Genomic DNA, 17,368 nt, shown 5'->3' on the forward strand with positions numbered 1-17,368 from the left:
CTACTAATTTATATACTCTGTTTCCTATTATAAACTTAACACCATAAATTTACACCTCTTTAATTTGTACAGTCAATTTATACTTTTTTGTTTACACTCTACCATAATTAAAGTGTTAAATCTATATTTTCCAGCTTTCACCTTTGAAAATTCTATAATTTTATAAACTATAAAAAACCAAGACTCTCAAGAACGTCTTGGCTTTTATCGAAAATAATCTTCTTATTTTCTAGTTAAATACCATTTTGAATCTTTTTTGTTTAACTTAATGACATAATAAACGGAAAGGAGAATGACAATAACTATAGTAATGATATATGCCTTTTCTTGGTATGAAACTATATCTGTATTTATATAAAATAATTTGACTTTAGAAATTGCCTCACCATTAAATTTAAAAAATTCTTCAGATACATTATAAATACCATGTACAATCATGCCTTTGTAGATGTTATTACTATCTACCGCAATTAAGAAAAACAAAAACCCAAAGAATGTCGCATATACTACGGTCATAATTCCTGCTGGAATATGCATTGTACCAAAAACAAGTGAACTAGTTATGCCGACCATCAATAGATTATACTTTTTAGCCAACCACTTGTATAAAATACCGCGGTAAATTAATTCTTCCGCTCCACCTTGAATCAGGTAAGATACTACACACAATAAAATAAAAGGATACGAACTAATTTGAGTTAATAAACCTGTCATACCCATAGGCACTTTAAAAATTAGCGAGTATAAGAAAATACTGACATAATTAATTATCATTCCGATAATAACTGCACTGATTATATTTTTTACAAATTCTCTCGTAGAAGTTTTGGTAAAACCAATACTAGCATAGGAATTTTTGAACCCATATATATAAAATAATAATAAAATCCAAACACCACAAAATGAAAATATCCTACTAATCTCTCTGTAAGCTGGATTTTTTACTGGATCCAAAGGAATAGTAGATTCAAGCAACATACTAGTAATTCCTTGAAGAGTATAAAATAAAAATATTGCCACTATACCGCACAAAATAAAATATATGGGCTTCGGTATAGCATCCACCAATTTATTCTGTTTCTTCTTTAAATCAAATATCCAAAGATTATTCATTTTAATAACCACCTTTTCTTTTTTTATACTCTCGAATAATCGAGCAGTACTTTACTTTGAAAAATATTTTTAACAATACAAGATAACATATCATCCTTTCAATGAGAATTGTATCATTTTCTTTTTTAGTTTATATTTAGAACTTGTGTATATTTTGTGTACATTGATATTTAATTTTACTACAGGAATAAGACAACTACTAATAGGTCTTAATTTTTCCTTTAAAAGAATGCAATATATACCAAACAAAGTAGATGCTGAGTTACAAGCTATATTAAAAAAATGCTTTATTTGTTGCCCTTGCTGGGCGCACATAAAAAACCCACGACAATCACTGTCGTGGGTTTTAATGGTGGAGGCGAAGGATGACCTTTAAAATCAACTATTTTATAATTATCAAAATAATAATTGTATCATCAATATGATATACTTGTAATACTAAAAATCACTTTAGATCTATACATTGTAAATAAACTCCATTTATACTCTTAGCTTTAATATATAATTCCTAATAAGTCATACATTTTGGAATACTAAAATAAAACCTCACACTATTTTGTGTACTTTCTACTCCAAAGTCACTATGGTGAACCTCTAAAATTCTTTTTACAATTGATAGTCCAAGACCTGTTCCACCAAATTTTTTATTTCTTGATTTTTCTTTTCTATAGAAAGCATCCCAAATTTTATCTAACTCATCTTTACTTAATGTAACTCCAAAGTTTTCAATAGAAAATACATATTGATCCTTATCTTCTATTAATTCTATCGAAACATTCACTTTACTACCATCTGGAGTATATTTTATAGCATTAGTTAATAAATTAGTTACTACTTGATTTATTCTTTTTTCATCTCCAAATACTATAACATCATCAAAATCATTATGATTTATTTCTAAAAACTTTTCTTTTATTAGTCCTTTAAGATTATCCTTTTCCTTTAAAAATACACTTCCTAAATCAAAGGGTTCTCTTTTTAGATTGAAGCTTGGTGACTCCAGCTTCGATATTTCAAGCATTTCTCTAACAAGCTCATTCATCTTGTTAGTTTCTTCTAAGATATCCTCATACATATCAACAGTATACATTCCACTTTTTATACCATTTATATTTCCTTGAATTATAGTAATAGGAGTTTTAAGTTCATGTGATATATTTGCTATTAACTCCTTTCGTTTTTCCTCTTGAACCTCTTTAATATCCATTTCATTTTTAAGCTTTTCATTTGCAGTTTGAATCTCACTTAAGCTCTTCTCTAAATTGCTAGATATTAAATTTAGTGAATTTCCAAGAACACCTATTTCATCTTCTCTCTTTACATCATATTTATATTGGAAATCACATTCTGATATTTTCCTTGCAATATTACTCATCTCTACTAAAGGTTTAGTCATAAAGCTAGAATAAATTAATGATATAACAACTACTATTAGAAATGCCACTATAAATATGATAAAGTAATAGCTATTCATAGTTCCAATAACATCATTTACCTCTGTTAATTGAGTTATGGCAATTATATATCCACTTGAAAACCTTTCACTATAAACTAAAATATCATCTGCACTATTTATTGTATTTGTTTTAGTTACATACTTATCATTTGATATAATATTTTGTTTTTCATCCATATTTAAATATGAATCAGCATTACTAAGGATAAGGTATGTATTATCTTTAGGTATTACTTCTTCTACTTTACCCTCGATATACTTTTCTCCACCTAAAGGCATTACTGATGCAGGTGAAATAACACTTGCATCTGAGGTTTCTATAATTTCTCTTGGTGTTATATTGTAATATGGATCAACTTTTTCCCCATTTACTCTAATCTCTTGTACAAAAAGGTATCCATACTCATCTGTACTTCCATATGCTTGTATTATATCACCTTTATTTATCATAATCTCTGGGAATTGCTCACCTAAAACAACCTTATATCTCTTATCAGTTGCTTTATCCTTTATAATAATTTTATTTTGCCCCATATATGGTGCTAGAGCTATTCCATCAGTTAAACTTGAATTTCTAAAAGACAGAGCTACATTATCATTTCTTTTTATCTCCTGCATGAAGTCCATAACTCCTTCTTTAGTTACATCTTTAAGTAAAAATTCTTTAAAATCTTTTAATGTATTTTCAAGCTTACTTTCTTTTTTATCTAAATAATACTTTTCAAAGTATAGAGCCTGGAAGATCAATTGAGATACAACTATGCAAATTAAAATAAGCAAATTCATTAAAAATAATTTTGAAGCAACACTTTTTTTTATAAATCTATTCAGCATCAAATTTATATCCTGTCCCAAAAATAGTTTTTATACAATATGATTTATGCTTTAAACTTTTCCTAAGTTTTTTTATTTGAGCATCTACAACTCTTGTGTTTCCGTAATAATCATATCCCCACTTAGCCTCTAAAAGCTTCTCTCTAGATATAACTATATTTTTATTTTCCATTAGATACTCTAATATCTCAAACTGCTTAGGCTCAATTTCAATTTGCTCATTCTCTATATATACTTCTACCTTTAATCTATCTAACTTTACACCGTTGTATTCTAATATATCCTCATGTACATTTCCTTTTGCATTTATCATAGAATCAATTCTACTTAAAAGAACATTAGATTTAGCTAATAAAATTTCTAAACTAAATGGCTTTATCACATAATCATCAACCTTTAATTCATATCCCATTAATACATCCTCTTCATCAGCTCTAGCAGTAACCATAATTACTGGTACATCAGACCTCTTTCTTATCCTTCTAAGAACAGTGAATCCATCAAGCTTTGGTAACATAACATCTAATATTATTAAATCTATATCATCATTAAATTTTTCTACTGCTTCTAATCCATCTATAGCACTAATTACATTAAATCCACTAAACTTAAAATAATCACATATCATCTTATTTATTTTTTCTTCATCTTCTACTACCAACACTATTTTATTTTTCATATTTCACCTCTACAATTGCTATATATTATATATTACATTAAAAACTTTTTATTTTGTAATAATATTTTTTATATAAACAAAAAGTTAGTTATAGAAAAAAGTTTTAGACTTTAGTGATCCATTTTATTTTCTTAAAGCCTCTGCTATTTCTATTTTTACTAATCTATTGTTAATAAATGAAGTTAAACCTATCGTTAATCCTAAGTTAATAACTATTAGAATTGCAATATTTACAAGATTAACTTCTATCCCATATCCAAATTGAATTTTATAAATTAAATCAAAAATAAATGTAAATGTAAATGCAATTATTGTTGAAAGTGTTGCAAAATAAATACTTTCTCTAAATATAATCTTATTTATATTAGCTTTAGTATATCCTAATGCTCCGAGCACTCCAATTTCAGTATACCTTTCAATTGTAACCCTATATAAAATTATACCACTAATAGCTAATCCAACAATTAAGATTAAATATGATAAAACAGTATATAACTTTAGTAAATTATTAAATGACTTTTGGAAAGATTCAACTTCATTAGCTTTTGTATATACTCCTATATCCTCCCCCTTTAAAGTCTTATCAACTTCTGGTATTTTTTCAAAGTCCTTTACTGTAAATGAAATTGCTGTTGGATTCTCTTTATCAATTTTAGAATTTTCATAAATCTTATTTTCTAAATCATCACTTAAAATAAAATCTTGATATTGAGAGTTTGTTAATCCTGAAACCGTTACAGTAACCTCTTCGCTTTTACCCTCAATATTGATATATTCAAATACGACTTTTTTACCAATCAAACTTTTTATGTCATCAACTAGTCTATTAGCCACATTTGATGAAATAGCTATTTCATTCTTATTTGTTCTTGGCATATTTCCGTAAGCCATAGTTTCTTTAGCTATAACCGTAGGAACTTTAACTGGTATATCAATGCTTCTATCACCATTCTTTATTTTTATATTTTCTAAATCATATTGATAATATACATTTTCTAATTCATCCATAGATTTTAACTGGTTATAAATGCTACTTAAATTTTCTGTAACCTTCTCTCCATTGATAAACATAGGAACACTACCTATATTATAGAAAAAGTTTTTTGTCTTAAAATCATTGATAATATTATTAGTAATCTTTTTAGTAGAAAGAGAAGCAACAAATGCTGATGATCCAAAAGCAATTATTACTGCTGCTAATATAAATTTAAACATGTGTATCTTAAAGTTTTTCAAACTGATACTCTTTGCTATTTTATTATTTAATTCAGACTCTTTTAAAGCCTTTTTATCATATTCATAAGCAATAGCTATTTCTTCGTTATCCTCTTCATTTTTAGCTTTAACTCTAATTTTGCTATCCTCTAACTCTATTACTTCATCGGCATATTCTAATACTTCTTCATCATGTGAAATCATAATTACTTGCTTGGTTTTAGATATACCTTTTAAAATTTCCATTATAGCTTTTGTTGACTCACTGTCTAATGCACCTGTTGGCTCATCTGCTAATATTAACTTAGGTTCATTTATAAGCGCTCTTGCTATAGCTACTCTTTGCTTTTGCCCACCACTTAAAGTTTCAATATTTTGATTTGCTTGATCCTCTAATCCTAAAGAAGCTAATAAGTCTAATGCTCTTTTTGTTTTTTCACCTTCAGTTATATCATTTTCTAAGTGAACTCCCATTAATACATTTTCTAAAGCAGTATATCCTTTGAAAAGATTATAGTTTTGAAATATAAATCCAATATTATTAAATCTATATTTGCATAATTCTTCTATGCTTAACCCATTAAGTTTAGTATCATTTACTTCTATTTCACCTTCATAACTTCTATCAAAGCCAGCTATTAAGTTAAATATTGTAGTCTTCCCACTACCACTTGGACCAAAGAAACAAGTTAAACCTTTTTCTCTGAATGTATAGTTAACGTCATCACATATTTCTACGTCTCCAAATCTTTTAAATAACTTCTTTAAAATAACCATTATCTATCACCTGTCATTATATTATTTTCAGCTTTTATATTTGATGTTATAAGAGCTGATATTATTCCCATAATAATACCTTGAATTAAAATAATCATAATTCCAGTTATCATCGATTTACTTCCAGATACTGACATACTGAATATTTTGTTAGACATATTATTAATCACTGGAAATGCTATTGCAAATATAACCATTGCTGATATAGCAATCAATAAGTTTTCAGTAATATTTAAGTTGAATATACTTGCCTTTGAATATCCATTTATCTTTAAAATCGCAAATTCTCTTTTTCTTAATATTGCATTGATTAATACTACTGCAAGAGTAACTACTACTGCAATTGCTGCAATTATTACAGTTATGGCTCCTGATTGTTCCTTTGTTGTATTGTTGATTGATAAAATATCACTTACAGTTTCAAACTCTCCTAATGCAGTTATTCCATCTTTCCTTAACTCATTAACTATAGGCATAACATCTTTAATATCTTTAACTCTAATTGTAAATTGAGTATTTTCTATACTTGAATTTAATTGTTTTTTCATTTCTTTAACTACATCTAAACTGTATATAAATGAATCTTCAAATTCAAGTTTTGTTTTCCCTCCCACAGGATCAATAAACGTTGATGCTGTATCTACTACACCTACTATTGTTAATCCATCAAAATTGCTTTTTTTACTTTGTGGTTGTTTGCTATTATAATCAGTTATTGTTCCTGTTAAAGATAATGTTTTTCCAATTACATCACTTGGTTTTAAATTTGCTTTCTCTAAGAATAATTTAGGTACAGCTACTTCTCTTTCACCAGCCTTTGGCATTCTTCCTTCTATAACTTTATTTACATAAGGACCATAGCCGGAACCTTGTACTTTATAATCTTTTAATACACCATCTATATTAACCACCATATCATTAACTGTTTCAATTAATAATATATGTTCTACTCTCGGATCATTTTCATATTTCTCTAAAACATTAGATATATCTTGCTCTATATTTAAGTTAGGCTTATTTGTGTCATTACCAGATGTTCCACCAGCTCCTACTACACTACTGTATATACTTAAATCTCTTAAAGCAGTTCCCTTTTCTTCAATTAACTGATTTAATATATTTTCTTGCTCATTACCTATAGTTCCACTTACATTTAACAATAAGAAGTAGGATGATAACATTAAAATTAATGCACTCATAACAAATTTCATAAATAACCCTTTAAAGTTCTTTCTACTTAAAGAAAAAGCATTACCAAAAGATAATTTTGGATTAACTAATTTAGTTTTTGCTACTGTCACCTTCTCATTAGAACCACTAGATGTTTGAGAAATTTTCCCTTCATTTAGTAAGAAGCAATTACTTTCATTGTCTATTAATGATTTATCGTGAGTTACAACTATTACAATTCTCTCCTTGGATATCTTCTTTAAAGCATTCATTATTATGGCCGAAGACTTTTTGTCTAATGCTCCTGTAGGTTCATCTGCAATAATTATCTCTGGATCTTTTACTAAAGCTCTTGCTATAGCAACTCTTTGTTTTTGTCCACCTGATAGCTGGGCTACATTTTTCTTTGCTAAACCATCTATAGCCAATTTTTTTAAAATACTACTTACCTTTGTATCTTTTTCTTTATTACTTAAATTTGATAATTGCAATACTACTTTTACATTATCCTCGACAGATAAATGATTTATCAATTGAAAGTCCTGCCATATAAATCCTACTGTATTGTAATAATAAGTATTTAATTCTTTTTCACTAAAGTCTTTTACAGCACTTCCTTTATAAAATACTTGCCCTTCATACCCCTTATCCATACCACTTATTATTTTTAACAATGTAGATTTACCACTTCCTGATGGCCCAAGAATAAAGTTTAAACCACCTTTAAATTCAATATTTAAATCTTTAAGGACTTTAACATTATTAAATTGTCTAGAGATATTTTTTAAAACCAACATACCTTAATTCTCCTTACACTACTTTGATACACTAATTATTTCATTAAGTTATGATTTAGAAATTGTAATTTTATGACTTTTTTGTGACTTTTAAATGATTGATGATTGAATATTGATAATAATAACTTTATAAATTCTTAGTTTATACCTTAATTGCTTATATACATCCACTCCCTTTTTACAATCTAATTCTTTAAAAAGAAAAAATCCACGATAAACTAATATCGTGGATTTCTTTTCCTTTAGCTAATGCCTTTTCTAAGCTAGAAATACTATTTCTGTTATTGAAGCTATGCATATGATAAAAAAGGACAAGTTAATTGTAGTGATAACCTTATCCTTTTTGAGATTCAATTTATCAATGCACTCCTTAGAGTAACGTAGTAAAATAATAAGTTAACCTCATATCAGCATAGTTATTTTTTTATTGTTGCAACAGAACCATTTATTCTAAAGTATATTGAGGTGACTATTTTTTATTTTAGATTTTTGATATAATTATTTATAAATTTATTGATATTATATGAGGTGCTAATGGGAAGTTTCGTAATTATTTTAACAACAATTATTGCTCTTGCTATCTTAATTGTAAGAAGCGTAAGGAATAATAGAAAAATAAAATCTGTTTTAGGAACACTTGTAGTAGAAATTAATAAAACTTATAAAGAACTTTTTAAAGGGAGAACTTTGCTTTATAAAGTAACACAAGGTGGGATGGTTATATGTGGTGAAGTATTTGCATTTATAACTATATTTACAACAGTTATGAGGTATTTTAATACACATTTAGCCTTTGGTGTAGAATGGTTAATAAAAATAATAGCTATAATAATATCTTTTGTAATTGTTCATTATTCAATAGGCTATATATTATTTGTTAGCTCTAAAATTCATAAATTTATTTATAAAGTTGAAGATAAAAACTTAAAACTAGATTTTATATTAAGCTATTTTATTACAAGTACATTTTTAGCTGTACTTATAGTTTTTCCAGATCAGTTTAAGAAAAATGCAGCTATAGGAATTATAGGAGTTATAATTTGCTACTATTTAAATATAAAAGTGTTACTAACTCTTATGAGAAAACCACATAACATCAAATCGGAAAAGGAAGAAAAAACTAACTTTGCAAGAGTTCTAATAGCCGCTATTTTAGTGTTAATAATGCTTGTAATGAATATGTATTTAGCTGTTTGTTTCGTAAATGCCATTGCAGATGGTACAGCATATTTAAATGCTACAGGAAGTTTTGATTTATTTTATTACACAATGATCACTTTTACTACTATTGGATATGGCGATATAGTACCAGTAACTACATCAGCTAAAGTAGTAGCTATAGTAATTTCCATAACAAGTGTAATTTGTTTAACTGTATTTTTAGGTAGTATTTTATCATATAAAGAGAAGTTTGATTCATAAAATCTATATTTAAGGGAGCCTTGAGGATATGTGATTGGCACCATCAAGCCACACTAGGGACTTTCACCCGTTAGATTTCACCCATGCTGAGCACACAAAAACCTGTGGACAGCCACAAGGCTATCCGCCGGAAAAATACATCAATATTTTATTATTCTTGACCCCATCACTTTACCTTAGAAAAAATAAATTAATTACATATAAATAGTTGTACCACTTTTTCCTTCTAATGCTAGAGCTGCATTTTCTAATGCTGCAATAATGGTTTTTCTTCCTTTTTGAGACTTAGCAAATAATATAGCTGCCTCAATTTTCGGTAACATACTACCTGGGGCAAAATGTCCTTCTTTAGCATAATTTTTAGCTTCTTCAATTGTGATTTTTTCAAGCATTTTTTGATTTGGTTCTCCAAAATTAATAGCAACTCTTTCTACTGCAGTTAAAATAAACAAATAGTTCGCATCAACTAATTCCGCCAATTTTTCAGTTGCAAAATCTTTATCTATAACTGCAGAAACTCCTTCTAAACTTCCATTTTTGCTTACCACCGGAATACCTCCGCCCCCTACAGCAATAACAATATGGCCTTTTTCAATTAAATCTACTATACAGTCTTTTTCAACTATATCAACTGGCTTTGGTGATGGAACAACTTGCCTATAACCTCTTCCTGAGTCCTGCAACATTTTCCATCCATTTCTAATTTGCAATTTTTCAGCTTGTTCTTTAGTATAGAAAGTACCAATTGGCTTTGTAGGATTTTTAAAAGCACTATCCTCTGAATCCACCACAACTTGGGTCACGAGAGATACTGCCTTTTTATCTATATTTCTTTCTTTTAGTTCATTAAATAGTGCATTTTGTAAATGATATCCAATATATCCTTGACTCATAGCTCCACATTCAGGAAAAGGTACGTCGCTTTTTATACTTTTCACTTCTGCTGCAGTACTCATACCTAAATTTATCATTCCAACTTGAGGTCCATTTCCGTGAGCTATAATAACGTCATTTCCTTTTTCTATTAAATCTACTATGGGTTTCACCGTCTTTTTAATTAATTCTTTTTGCTCATATGGTGTTTCTCCCAATGCGTTACCCCCAAGGGCTATTACTATTCTTGACATAATATCCTCCACTTTAATTTCAAAATATATTATAAAATTTCTGCTTTTTATTATAGAGAAAAGACTGTTTCAATAAATTTAATAATTTAACGTATTCAAAAATTGAAACAGTCTTTTATATTATTTTAAGCTATAAATCCAGCAACTAAGAAAGCTATTCCACTTAGTATCGCGGTTATTATTGCATAGGGAGCAACATTCATTGCTAAATCAACCTGTTTTACTCCTGTTGCCTCACTAATAACAGCATTTAAGTCTCCATATACACAGGTATGACTTCCAAAAACACTTCCTGAAAATACAGCTGCACAATACAACCAAACGTTTACATCAAATGTTTGTGCAAGAGGTAACATTGCTGGCATTAATATTGCTGCAATTCCCCAAAACTCGCCTGTAAAATAGCAAAGTACTGCTGAAATTACAAATGTTATTAATGGTAAAATTTCTGGAACAAGCAACGGCTCTAACATGTAAATTACATCCGCAAAACCAAGTAAGTTCATTGCTTCTGCCAATGAGAAAGATATAACAATAACAGCCATTGGAAAAATCATGCTTTTATAGCCTTCCCAAAATGCTTCCATCAAATTTTCAAAGTCAACATATTTCTTTAGCAGATACCAACCTCCTGCTATAAATATAGCCACTGTAATACCAACCATTAAGTTATTTCCGGAAATCACCGTAGCTACCAATAATCCTATAAGTGGTAATAAGAAATCTATTAATTTCGCACTTACTTCTTCCTCTTCAGAATTTTCTTGCTCAATTTCTACCTCATATTTAGATAAATCGTATGTACCTTCCTTTACACTATTATAAGCTGCCTTTATACCTCCAAGTTTAGGTATTACTCCAAATATAACCAACATAAAAATTATTACTGCAAATATTGGGTAGAAACTAAATGGAATAACATTTATAAACGAATCCATACCTCTACCATGTTCTGCTAATCCACTACTTTCAAGTAGACTCGCAAAATATATAGACCATGATGTCATTGGTAAAAATGCACACACAGGAACACCTACTGCACTTATTGCATATGCAAACATTTCTCTCGGTATTTTATTTCGATCTGATACATCTTTCATAGCCGAGCTTAAAGTAAGTGTTCTTAAATACTCATCAGGAAATATTACAAAAGCAATAACCAAAGTCATTAAAAACGTCTTTTTTTCATTTGTTGCATATTTTAATGCTAGTTTTGTAAAGGCGTTGGATGCACGGGCTGCGTCTATTATTCCAATCAACCCTCCAATTAAGCATGTAAATAATATTATCCATACAAGGGCAGGATCTGCCATATTTTTCATAATAGAGTCTGTAAACATTGTTAGAAAGCTTGTTCCTCCTACCATAGCAAAGCCTACCAATGTACCTAAAATCATAGCTTCAAAAGCTTTTTTTGTTTTTATTGCTACTATCACCACAATTAATGGTGGTATCAAGCTGAGTAATGCATGTGTCATATAATTTTCCCCACCTTTTTATTGTTTAGCGCAAGCAATATTCTTTGTTATGCAGTGAATACCACCACCTAAAATATTTAATGCAACAGCATCTATCATTATAACTTTTCTGTCAGGGAATACACTTTCTAAAACTTTTTTAGCAGCTTCATCCTTTTCTTTAATTTTTTCTGATAAACCTTCCTTCCAATATTTTTGTCCTAAAACAACACCATTACAAATTAGGAAGTTACAATAACTTGCAGCTGCCTGCATTCTTATTTCGCCATTCGTAGGATAAGGTGTACCATCTCTAAAGGTATCTCCAATCTTCTCTACGTCTTTGTAAATATCCCAAATTTCATATATTGCATCACCAGGAACTGCTGTTAGGTACATTGGTTCAGGATTTGGCATTCTTATTATTTTTAAAGGATTACCTTCTGCATCAGTTTCATTTTTCAAAATTTCATAAGCTTTATCAAATCTTTCTTTTGTAATTCTTGCAGATTCAAGTTCTTCAGCTTCTTCTTCTGTAATTTCTGCAAGTAATACAGTATTTTCTCCAACAAACCTACACATTTCATCAATATGACCATTTGCTGATAATGAACGATATACAGGTTGTCCATCTACCATATCTAAGACACCATCATAAACTTCCTCATCTTCAAAAGATGGATAAGGTAACCAAATAACTTTCTTTAAGTTAAATAATTTTTTAAATTCCTCTTCTACTTGTTCCTTTGTATATTCAGGATTTCTCTTTCTTACTTCTGTGTCTTCAATGGTCATAAGTACGCCATTTCCATTAAACTCTTTATCTCCTCCCTCAGAGATAATTTTTGAATTTACCATATCAAAACATCCTAAAGCGATAGCTTGTTGTGCACCTGTTTTTCTAGCATTTGTAGATTCATAACCATCAGGAGCTTCCATTCCATAAGTATTAAAATTCATATTTACAACTTTCATATTACCTTTGTCATCAACGATAATATCAGGACCATAATCTCTTGCCCAATTTAAAGTATCCTCAAATTGAGTAAAAATAATTTTTTCTATATCAACACCATTTGCAACAAGTGTTTCTTTACATTTAGCAATAGATCCTTCTACTCCACAATTTACATACACCTGCACTTCATCTACTAAATTTTTAATAGCATCTGAGAACACCTGATGTGCATCATATCCTTCTGCTGCATATTGACTACCTACCCAACATAACATAACTGCTTGTTGTGGTTCAAATTCTCCTGGAAATCTAAAATTATTATTCATCTTTTTTCCTCCTTATACTTATCACATATAATCCTTTTTATTTAAATATTAACATATACAATATTTATAAATTAAGCTCCTACTACTGCTGCCAATACTGCTTTAATTGAATGTTGTCTATTCTCAGCCTCTCTAAAAATGATATCTGCATTCATTTCAAATACTTCATCTGTTACTTCAAGTCCTTTTGCTATGAAATCTGCTGTTTCTTTATCAAGTAAAGCCTTTAATTCTTGTCCAGCTTTATGATCACAGTTATGACTTGATGGAAGCATATGCATTACAATTACATCTTTGTTTTCTGTTTTTTCAAGAAGTTCCTTGTTTACCTGATATGGTCTGAATTTTTCTATTCCAGGAATCCATGTTTCTACAGGTGCTGTAAAGTCTCCCCAGTTTTCTGTTGATAAAACATCAGCTCCCTTTACCTTATCTATATCTGTAGTAATTTCAAAAGTATGATTTGGGCTGTATCTTGCAAATAAATCTCTAACTACTTTTTCTTCCTCTTTTGACATACAACTATCTTCTGGACCTACAAATCTAAAATTCATTCCAAGAATTGCACATGTTACAGCATAAGACATTGCTACTCCACAAGTTCCATTTCCAACAAAGCAAAATGTTTTATCTCTAAATCCATTTCTACCCCAAATTTCTTCTAATGTCATAAAATCTGCAAGCATTTGTGTTGGATGTTGATATACTGTAAATCCATTTATTAACGGAATTCCACAATCTTTAGCCATTTCAACTATTGCCTCATGTTTTTCTCCTCTATATACAATAGCATCATACATTGCTGTAAATACTCTCATTGAATCTTTAACTGTTTCTTTCACTCCAAAGTGTGAATTAGCTAAATAGGTTGAACCCATTCCTAAATCTGCAGCAGATGTCTCAAAAGCACATCTTGTTCTTGTGGAACCCATTTCAAAAAGCATTAATAAATTTTTTCCTATAAACCTTTTCTGATCGATACCTGCCATTTTTTCTGCCTTCAATTGATGTGCTAAATCTAACAAATATCTCACTTGTGCAGGTGTAAGTTCTTCCAATGCTATAAAGTTTTTTCCTCTTAAATTAATTGCCATTTTAATCTTCCTTTCTAAATTAAAAGTAAATATATATACATACACGAATGTATGGTATTTTGAAAAATTTTTCGGTAAAGTTTTCTATGCTAAACCTTACCGAGTATCATAATTTCAGCGGGTTCATAATTTTATCTACATAATTTTCAATAATAAACCCTTCTAGTAGTTTATCATTTTCATCGTGCAACATTCTCATGTTTTCAATACCTAAAATATAACTAAAAATGTAGATTGCTGTTTCTCTAGGATTTAAATCTTGTTTTAGTTCCTTTTGGTCTATCCCTCTTTGTACTTGTTCAAGAATTTTATTCAATCCTATTTGATCAACTTGCTTCTGTTTTTCCATTAAATCTGAGAACTCCGTTGTTGCTTCCACATTGTATCTTATCAAAATCGCAGTTTTAATGTAATTATGATTAAAAATTTTGCTTATTTGATGCTTTACCAATCCATAAAGTGTTTGATATGCTGACTCGTATATCGTAAACTCTCCGTAATCTCTAAGATAGTTTTCTTCATATCTTCTTTCTATTTCTGATAAAATCTCTTTCTTATTTTTAAAGTACCAATAAAACGCGCCCCTCGTAAGGTTTACATTTCTAGCTATATCTTCCAATGTAGTTTTGGAGTAACCCTTCTCTGAAATAATTTGTATTGCTGAGCTTATTAACAATTCCTTCGTTTCCAAATCATTTTTTATATCTTTTTTTGCCATATTATAGATTCCATTTCCTTGCTTTTTGTAATTACACTTTTATTCTAGCACAAAAGAAATAAATGTCAATATACATTCATGTATGTATAATAATTTTTATTGATAAAATTTATTATATTATTATTTTTTCTATAGCCACTATGCTTTCCCCAAATACTTTATTTATCTATCTTTATATAGAACTCGCTCTATCCAATTTTAGGTAAATTTCACATTTACTTATGGTCCAGTTCACTATAATTAACTCTAAAATAGCTAACCCTCAACAATACATTTCTGCATTATTGAGGGTTTCATGGTGGCGATACATGACCTTTAAAGTCCACCAATAATATAAAATTATTTTACTGTCTTCTATTTTCTTCTTAATAATGCCCATTTAATAAAAGATATTCCATTTAATATTGATTATTAAATAATCTTCTATATCCATTAAAAACTTCATCATGGAAATCCTTTAATACTTCCTTATCCATAAAGGTATTGTCTTTAATTTCATCTATTAATCCTGGATTAGCTAGTATTCCTCTTCCTAACATTATTGTTTTTACTTCTGGAAAAGCTTTGGTGAATTTATTATAATAATGAGCAGTGAAAATATCACCATTATAACATGCCGAATTAGTACTTAATGATAATGCATCTGTATTTTGAAGCACTATAATTTGTTCAACACTATTTTTTACCTGAAAATTATCTGATATATATCCTAATTCTTCAATTACAGTACCTTTTCCAACTGACATAACTAAATCATATATAATAACGCTATACAATTTTGCAAGTTCAATACAACTATTTATATCTGGAGTTGATTCTCCATTTTCCCATTTAGCTACAGCTTGCCTAGAAACATTAATCTTCTCAGCAACTTCTTCCTGTGTATATTAATTGATCTTCCTTAATCTTTTCAAATTTATACAAATCATATTTATCATACCTTTCATATTTATCATATTTGTCTTACTTTTTAATGTCTATTAACCAATACTAACATTCATGTATATTTATATTGCAAGTATAAAATCTAATCAAGAAGATACCTTAGTAAATCACCAATCCAGTAGTAGCTGAATAATTATTTTATTCAGCTACTACTCTATTAGGGTTAAATTGTTGGATAAATCACAATAAACTTATCCCTTTTATATCTATATTACTTATAACAAAATCCTCTATAATATATATCCTAAAAAGTTTCTATTCCCATAATATATCATGTCATTTTTGATTTATCCCTTAAGGATAGTAAAATAAGTTATATGGATCATATTTTTCTTTTACAGTTTTTAACCAAGATACATTATTCTCAAAATAATTATATAAATAATCAGGTATATTAATATCACAATAGTTAAGATATCCAAAGCCTGCATATGGAAGTAATGATTTTCTTAAACTATTTATCCATCTAATTGTATCATTAGCATACATACTATACTTAAGAGTCCATTGGGCATCAATTTGTACTAATACTTTAGCGCGTCTATGAGGAAAAGCGCTAGGTAAACCTTCATTTTCTGCAATCTTTCCTCCCAATAAGAGGAATCCAATATCTATAGGTGGCTGCATAGGCGGTGAATTATCTAAATAATCAAACATTATTTGACAAGGTTCTTTTCCTAATGGATTATATGCAAGTAATCCTGTAATCTTAAATCCTGTTGGGATAGGCACAAAACCTGGACGCCTTTGTACAGATTCAATAAAACTACTATGCTTTGTTGTATAATTCATTTTATCAGGAACTTTTAATAAAACACTTAAAGCTTTTTCCATTTCTTTTTCTGTGCTTCTTATGGAAACAAGATTTTCCATTGAATTAAATTTCTTTTCTGTTTCGCATAAACAATGTTGAAACTCTTTTGGAATACGGATTATATCCTCGTCAGTGATTCTTATATCATATGATTTTTCTTCCAACAAAATAATCTGCTTTTTCCTCAAGTCCAAAGAAAGTCAATTGACATTTTCTCACTCCAAGTTCATACGCCCATTTAAATCTCTAATTTATTTGTATATTTACTAAGGCAACTAGCCATATACTTTAAATCATCTACTACCATACTTCCATTATCAAAATGCCCAATCCAAAAATGCTTATAACGGTTCGGACAACCCTCAATGCTTAAAGTATGCTCTATTTCGTAATTATTTAGCAAGAAGCATATAAATAACTCTAGTTGATGTCTAAATCCAATTTTATAGATTGTCCTAAGTTACTA

At 28.9% G+C, this 17,368-nt stretch carries 12 protein-coding genes and 3 pseudogenes; 1 reads left to right on the forward strand and 14 read right to left on the reverse strand.

What is annotated here, in order from left to right; all coding sequences use genetic code 11:
• Positions 1–222: 222 nt before the first annotated feature.
• The 6 genes and pseudogenes from ACZJV1_RS13470 to ACZJV1_RS13495 all read right to left on the reverse strand — a co-directional run bounded on the left by ACZJV1_RS13470 (position 223) and on the right by ACZJV1_RS13495 (position 8,041).
• Positions 223–1,113, reverse strand: a complete 891-nt coding sequence (locus ACZJV1_RS13470; protein ID WP_463650459.1) for a CPBP family intramembrane glutamic endopeptidase — start codon at positions 1,111–1,113, stop codon at positions 223–225.
• 508 nt (positions 1,114–1,621) lie between these two features.
• Positions 1,622–3,403, reverse strand: coding sequence for a sensor histidine kinase (locus ACZJV1_RS13475; RefSeq protein WP_463650460.1), 1,782 nt, complete (start codon positions 3,401–3,403; stop codon positions 1,622–1,624).
• Complete coding sequence (locus tag ACZJV1_RS13480; RefSeq protein WP_463650461.1) at positions 3,393–4,082, reverse strand: response regulator transcription factor; 690 nt, start codon at positions 4,080–4,082, stop codon at positions 3,393–3,395. Before ACZJV1_RS13480 ends, ACZJV1_RS13475 begins: the two co-directional genes overlap by 11 nt.
• 123 nt (positions 4,083–4,205) lie before the next feature.
• Positions 4,206–5,543, reverse strand: coding sequence for an ABC transporter permease (locus tag ACZJV1_RS13485; protein WP_463652165.1), 1,338 nt, complete (start codon positions 5,541–5,543; stop codon positions 4,206–4,208).
• A gap of 17 nt (positions 5,544–5,560) precedes the next feature.
• Positions 5,561–6,074, reverse strand: a pseudogene (locus ACZJV1_RS13490) (ABC transporter ATP-binding protein); the annotation flags it as partial.
• Positions 6,074–8,041: an ABC transporter ATP-binding protein/permease gene (locus ACZJV1_RS13495; protein ID WP_463650462.1), complete on the reverse strand. Its 1,968-nt coding sequence runs from the start codon at positions 8,039–8,041 to the stop codon at positions 6,074–6,076. The pseudogene ACZJV1_RS13490 and the gene ACZJV1_RS13495, both read right to left, overlap by 1 nt.
• Positions 8,042–8,575: 534 nt before the next feature.
• Between ACZJV1_RS13495 and ACZJV1_RS13500 the strand changes: the two genes are divergently transcribed.
• The gene (locus ACZJV1_RS13500) at positions 8,576–9,463 is read left to right on the forward strand and encodes a potassium channel family protein (protein ID WP_463650463.1); all 888 of its coding nucleotides are present in this window, start codon (positions 8,576–8,578) and stop codon (positions 9,461–9,463) included.
• A gap of 194 nt (positions 9,464–9,657) precedes the next feature.
• On the opposite strand, the gene arcC is transcribed toward ACZJV1_RS13500, so the two are convergent.
• From arcC to ACZJV1_RS13540, 8 genes and pseudogenes are all read right to left on the reverse strand, one after another.
• On the reverse strand, positions 9,658–10,590 hold the full coding sequence (gene arcC / locus ACZJV1_RS13505; protein WP_463650464.1) for a carbamate kinase: 933 nt from the start codon (positions 10,588–10,590) through the stop codon (positions 9,658–9,660).
• A 125-nt stretch (positions 10,591–10,715) separates the two neighbouring features.
• A complete protein-coding gene (locus ACZJV1_RS13510) occupies positions 10,716–12,068 on the reverse strand; it encodes a Na+/H+ antiporter NhaC family protein (RefSeq protein ID WP_463650465.1) in 1,353 nt (450 codons plus the stop codon).
• A gap of 18 nt (positions 12,069–12,086) precedes the next feature.
• Positions 12,087–13,331 carry an agmatine deiminase family protein gene (locus ACZJV1_RS13515; protein WP_463650466.1) on the reverse strand — a complete coding sequence of 415 codons (1,245 nt, stop codon included), beginning with the start codon at positions 13,329–13,331 and terminating at the stop codon, positions 12,087–12,089.
• A gap of 71 nt (positions 13,332–13,402) precedes the next feature.
• On the reverse strand, positions 13,403–14,425 hold the full coding sequence (locus ACZJV1_RS13520) for a Rossmann-fold NAD(P)-binding domain-containing protein (RefSeq protein WP_463650467.1): 1,023 nt from the start codon (positions 14,423–14,425) through the stop codon (positions 13,403–13,405).
• A 106-nt stretch (positions 14,426–14,531) separates the two neighbouring features.
• Positions 14,532–15,143: a TetR family transcriptional regulator gene (locus tag ACZJV1_RS13525; RefSeq protein WP_463650468.1), complete on the reverse strand. Its 612-nt coding sequence runs from the start codon at positions 15,141–15,143 to the stop codon at positions 14,532–14,534.
• Positions 15,144–15,553: 410 nt separating this feature from the next.
• Positions 15,554–15,787 (reverse strand): annotated as a pseudogene (locus tag ACZJV1_RS13530) (diguanylate cyclase); the annotation flags it as partial.
• Between the two features lie 138 nt (positions 15,788–15,925).
• Positions 15,926–16,018: pseudogene (locus tag ACZJV1_RS13535) on the reverse strand (helix-turn-helix transcriptional regulator); the annotation flags it as partial.
• A 364-nt stretch (positions 16,019–16,382) separates the two neighbouring features.
• Positions 16,383–17,066, reverse strand: a complete 684-nt coding sequence (locus ACZJV1_RS13540; RefSeq protein WP_463650469.1) for a BBE domain-containing protein — start codon at positions 17,064–17,066, stop codon at positions 16,383–16,385.
• Positions 17,067–17,368 lie beyond the last annotated feature (302 nt).

The sequence above is a fragment of the Clostridium sp. LS3 genome (genome assembly GCF_055330225.1).

What these genes read in the sequence shown, in the direction of transcription:
- ACZJV1_RS13470 (WP_463650459.1), bottom strand. Translation starts at nt 1,113, where the DNA reads ATGAATAATCTTTGGATATTTGATTTAAAGAAGAAACAGAATAAATTG.
- ACZJV1_RS13475 (WP_463650460.1), bottom strand. Translation starts at nt 3,403, where the DNA reads ATGCTGAATAGATTTATAAAAAAAAGTGTTGCTTCAAAATTATTTTTA.
- ACZJV1_RS13480 (WP_463650461.1), bottom strand. Translation starts at nt 4,082, where the DNA reads ATGAAAAATAAAATAGTGTTGGTAGTAGAAGATGAAGAAAAAATAAAT.
- ACZJV1_RS13485 (WP_463652165.1), bottom strand. Translation starts at nt 5,543, where the DNA reads ATGGAAATTTTAAAAGGTATATCTAAAACCAAGCAAGTAATTATGATT.
- ACZJV1_RS13495 (WP_463650462.1), bottom strand. Translation starts at nt 8,041, where the DNA reads ATGTTGGTTTTAAAAAATATCTCTAGACAATTTAATAATGTTAAAGTC.
- ACZJV1_RS13500 (WP_463650463.1), top strand. Translation starts at nt 8,576, where the DNA reads ATGGGAAGTTTCGTAATTATTTTAACAACAATTATTGCTCTTGCTATC.
- arcC (WP_463650464.1), bottom strand. Translation starts at nt 10,590, where the DNA reads ATGTCAAGAATAGTAATAGCCCTTGGGGGTAACGCATTGGGAGAAACA.
- ACZJV1_RS13510 (WP_463650465.1), bottom strand. Translation starts at nt 12,068, where the DNA reads ATGACACATGCATTACTCAGCTTGATACCACCATTAATTGTGGTGATA.
- ACZJV1_RS13515 (WP_463650466.1), bottom strand. Translation starts at nt 13,331, where the DNA reads ATGAATAATAATTTTAGATTTCCAGGAGAATTTGAACCACAACAAGCA.
- ACZJV1_RS13520 (WP_463650467.1), bottom strand. Translation starts at nt 14,425, where the DNA reads ATGGCAATTAATTTAAGAGGAAAAAACTTTATAGCATTGGAAGAACTT.
- ACZJV1_RS13525 (WP_463650468.1), bottom strand. Translation starts at nt 15,143, where the DNA reads ATGGCAAAAAAAGATATAAAAAATGATTTGGAAACGAAGGAATTGTTA.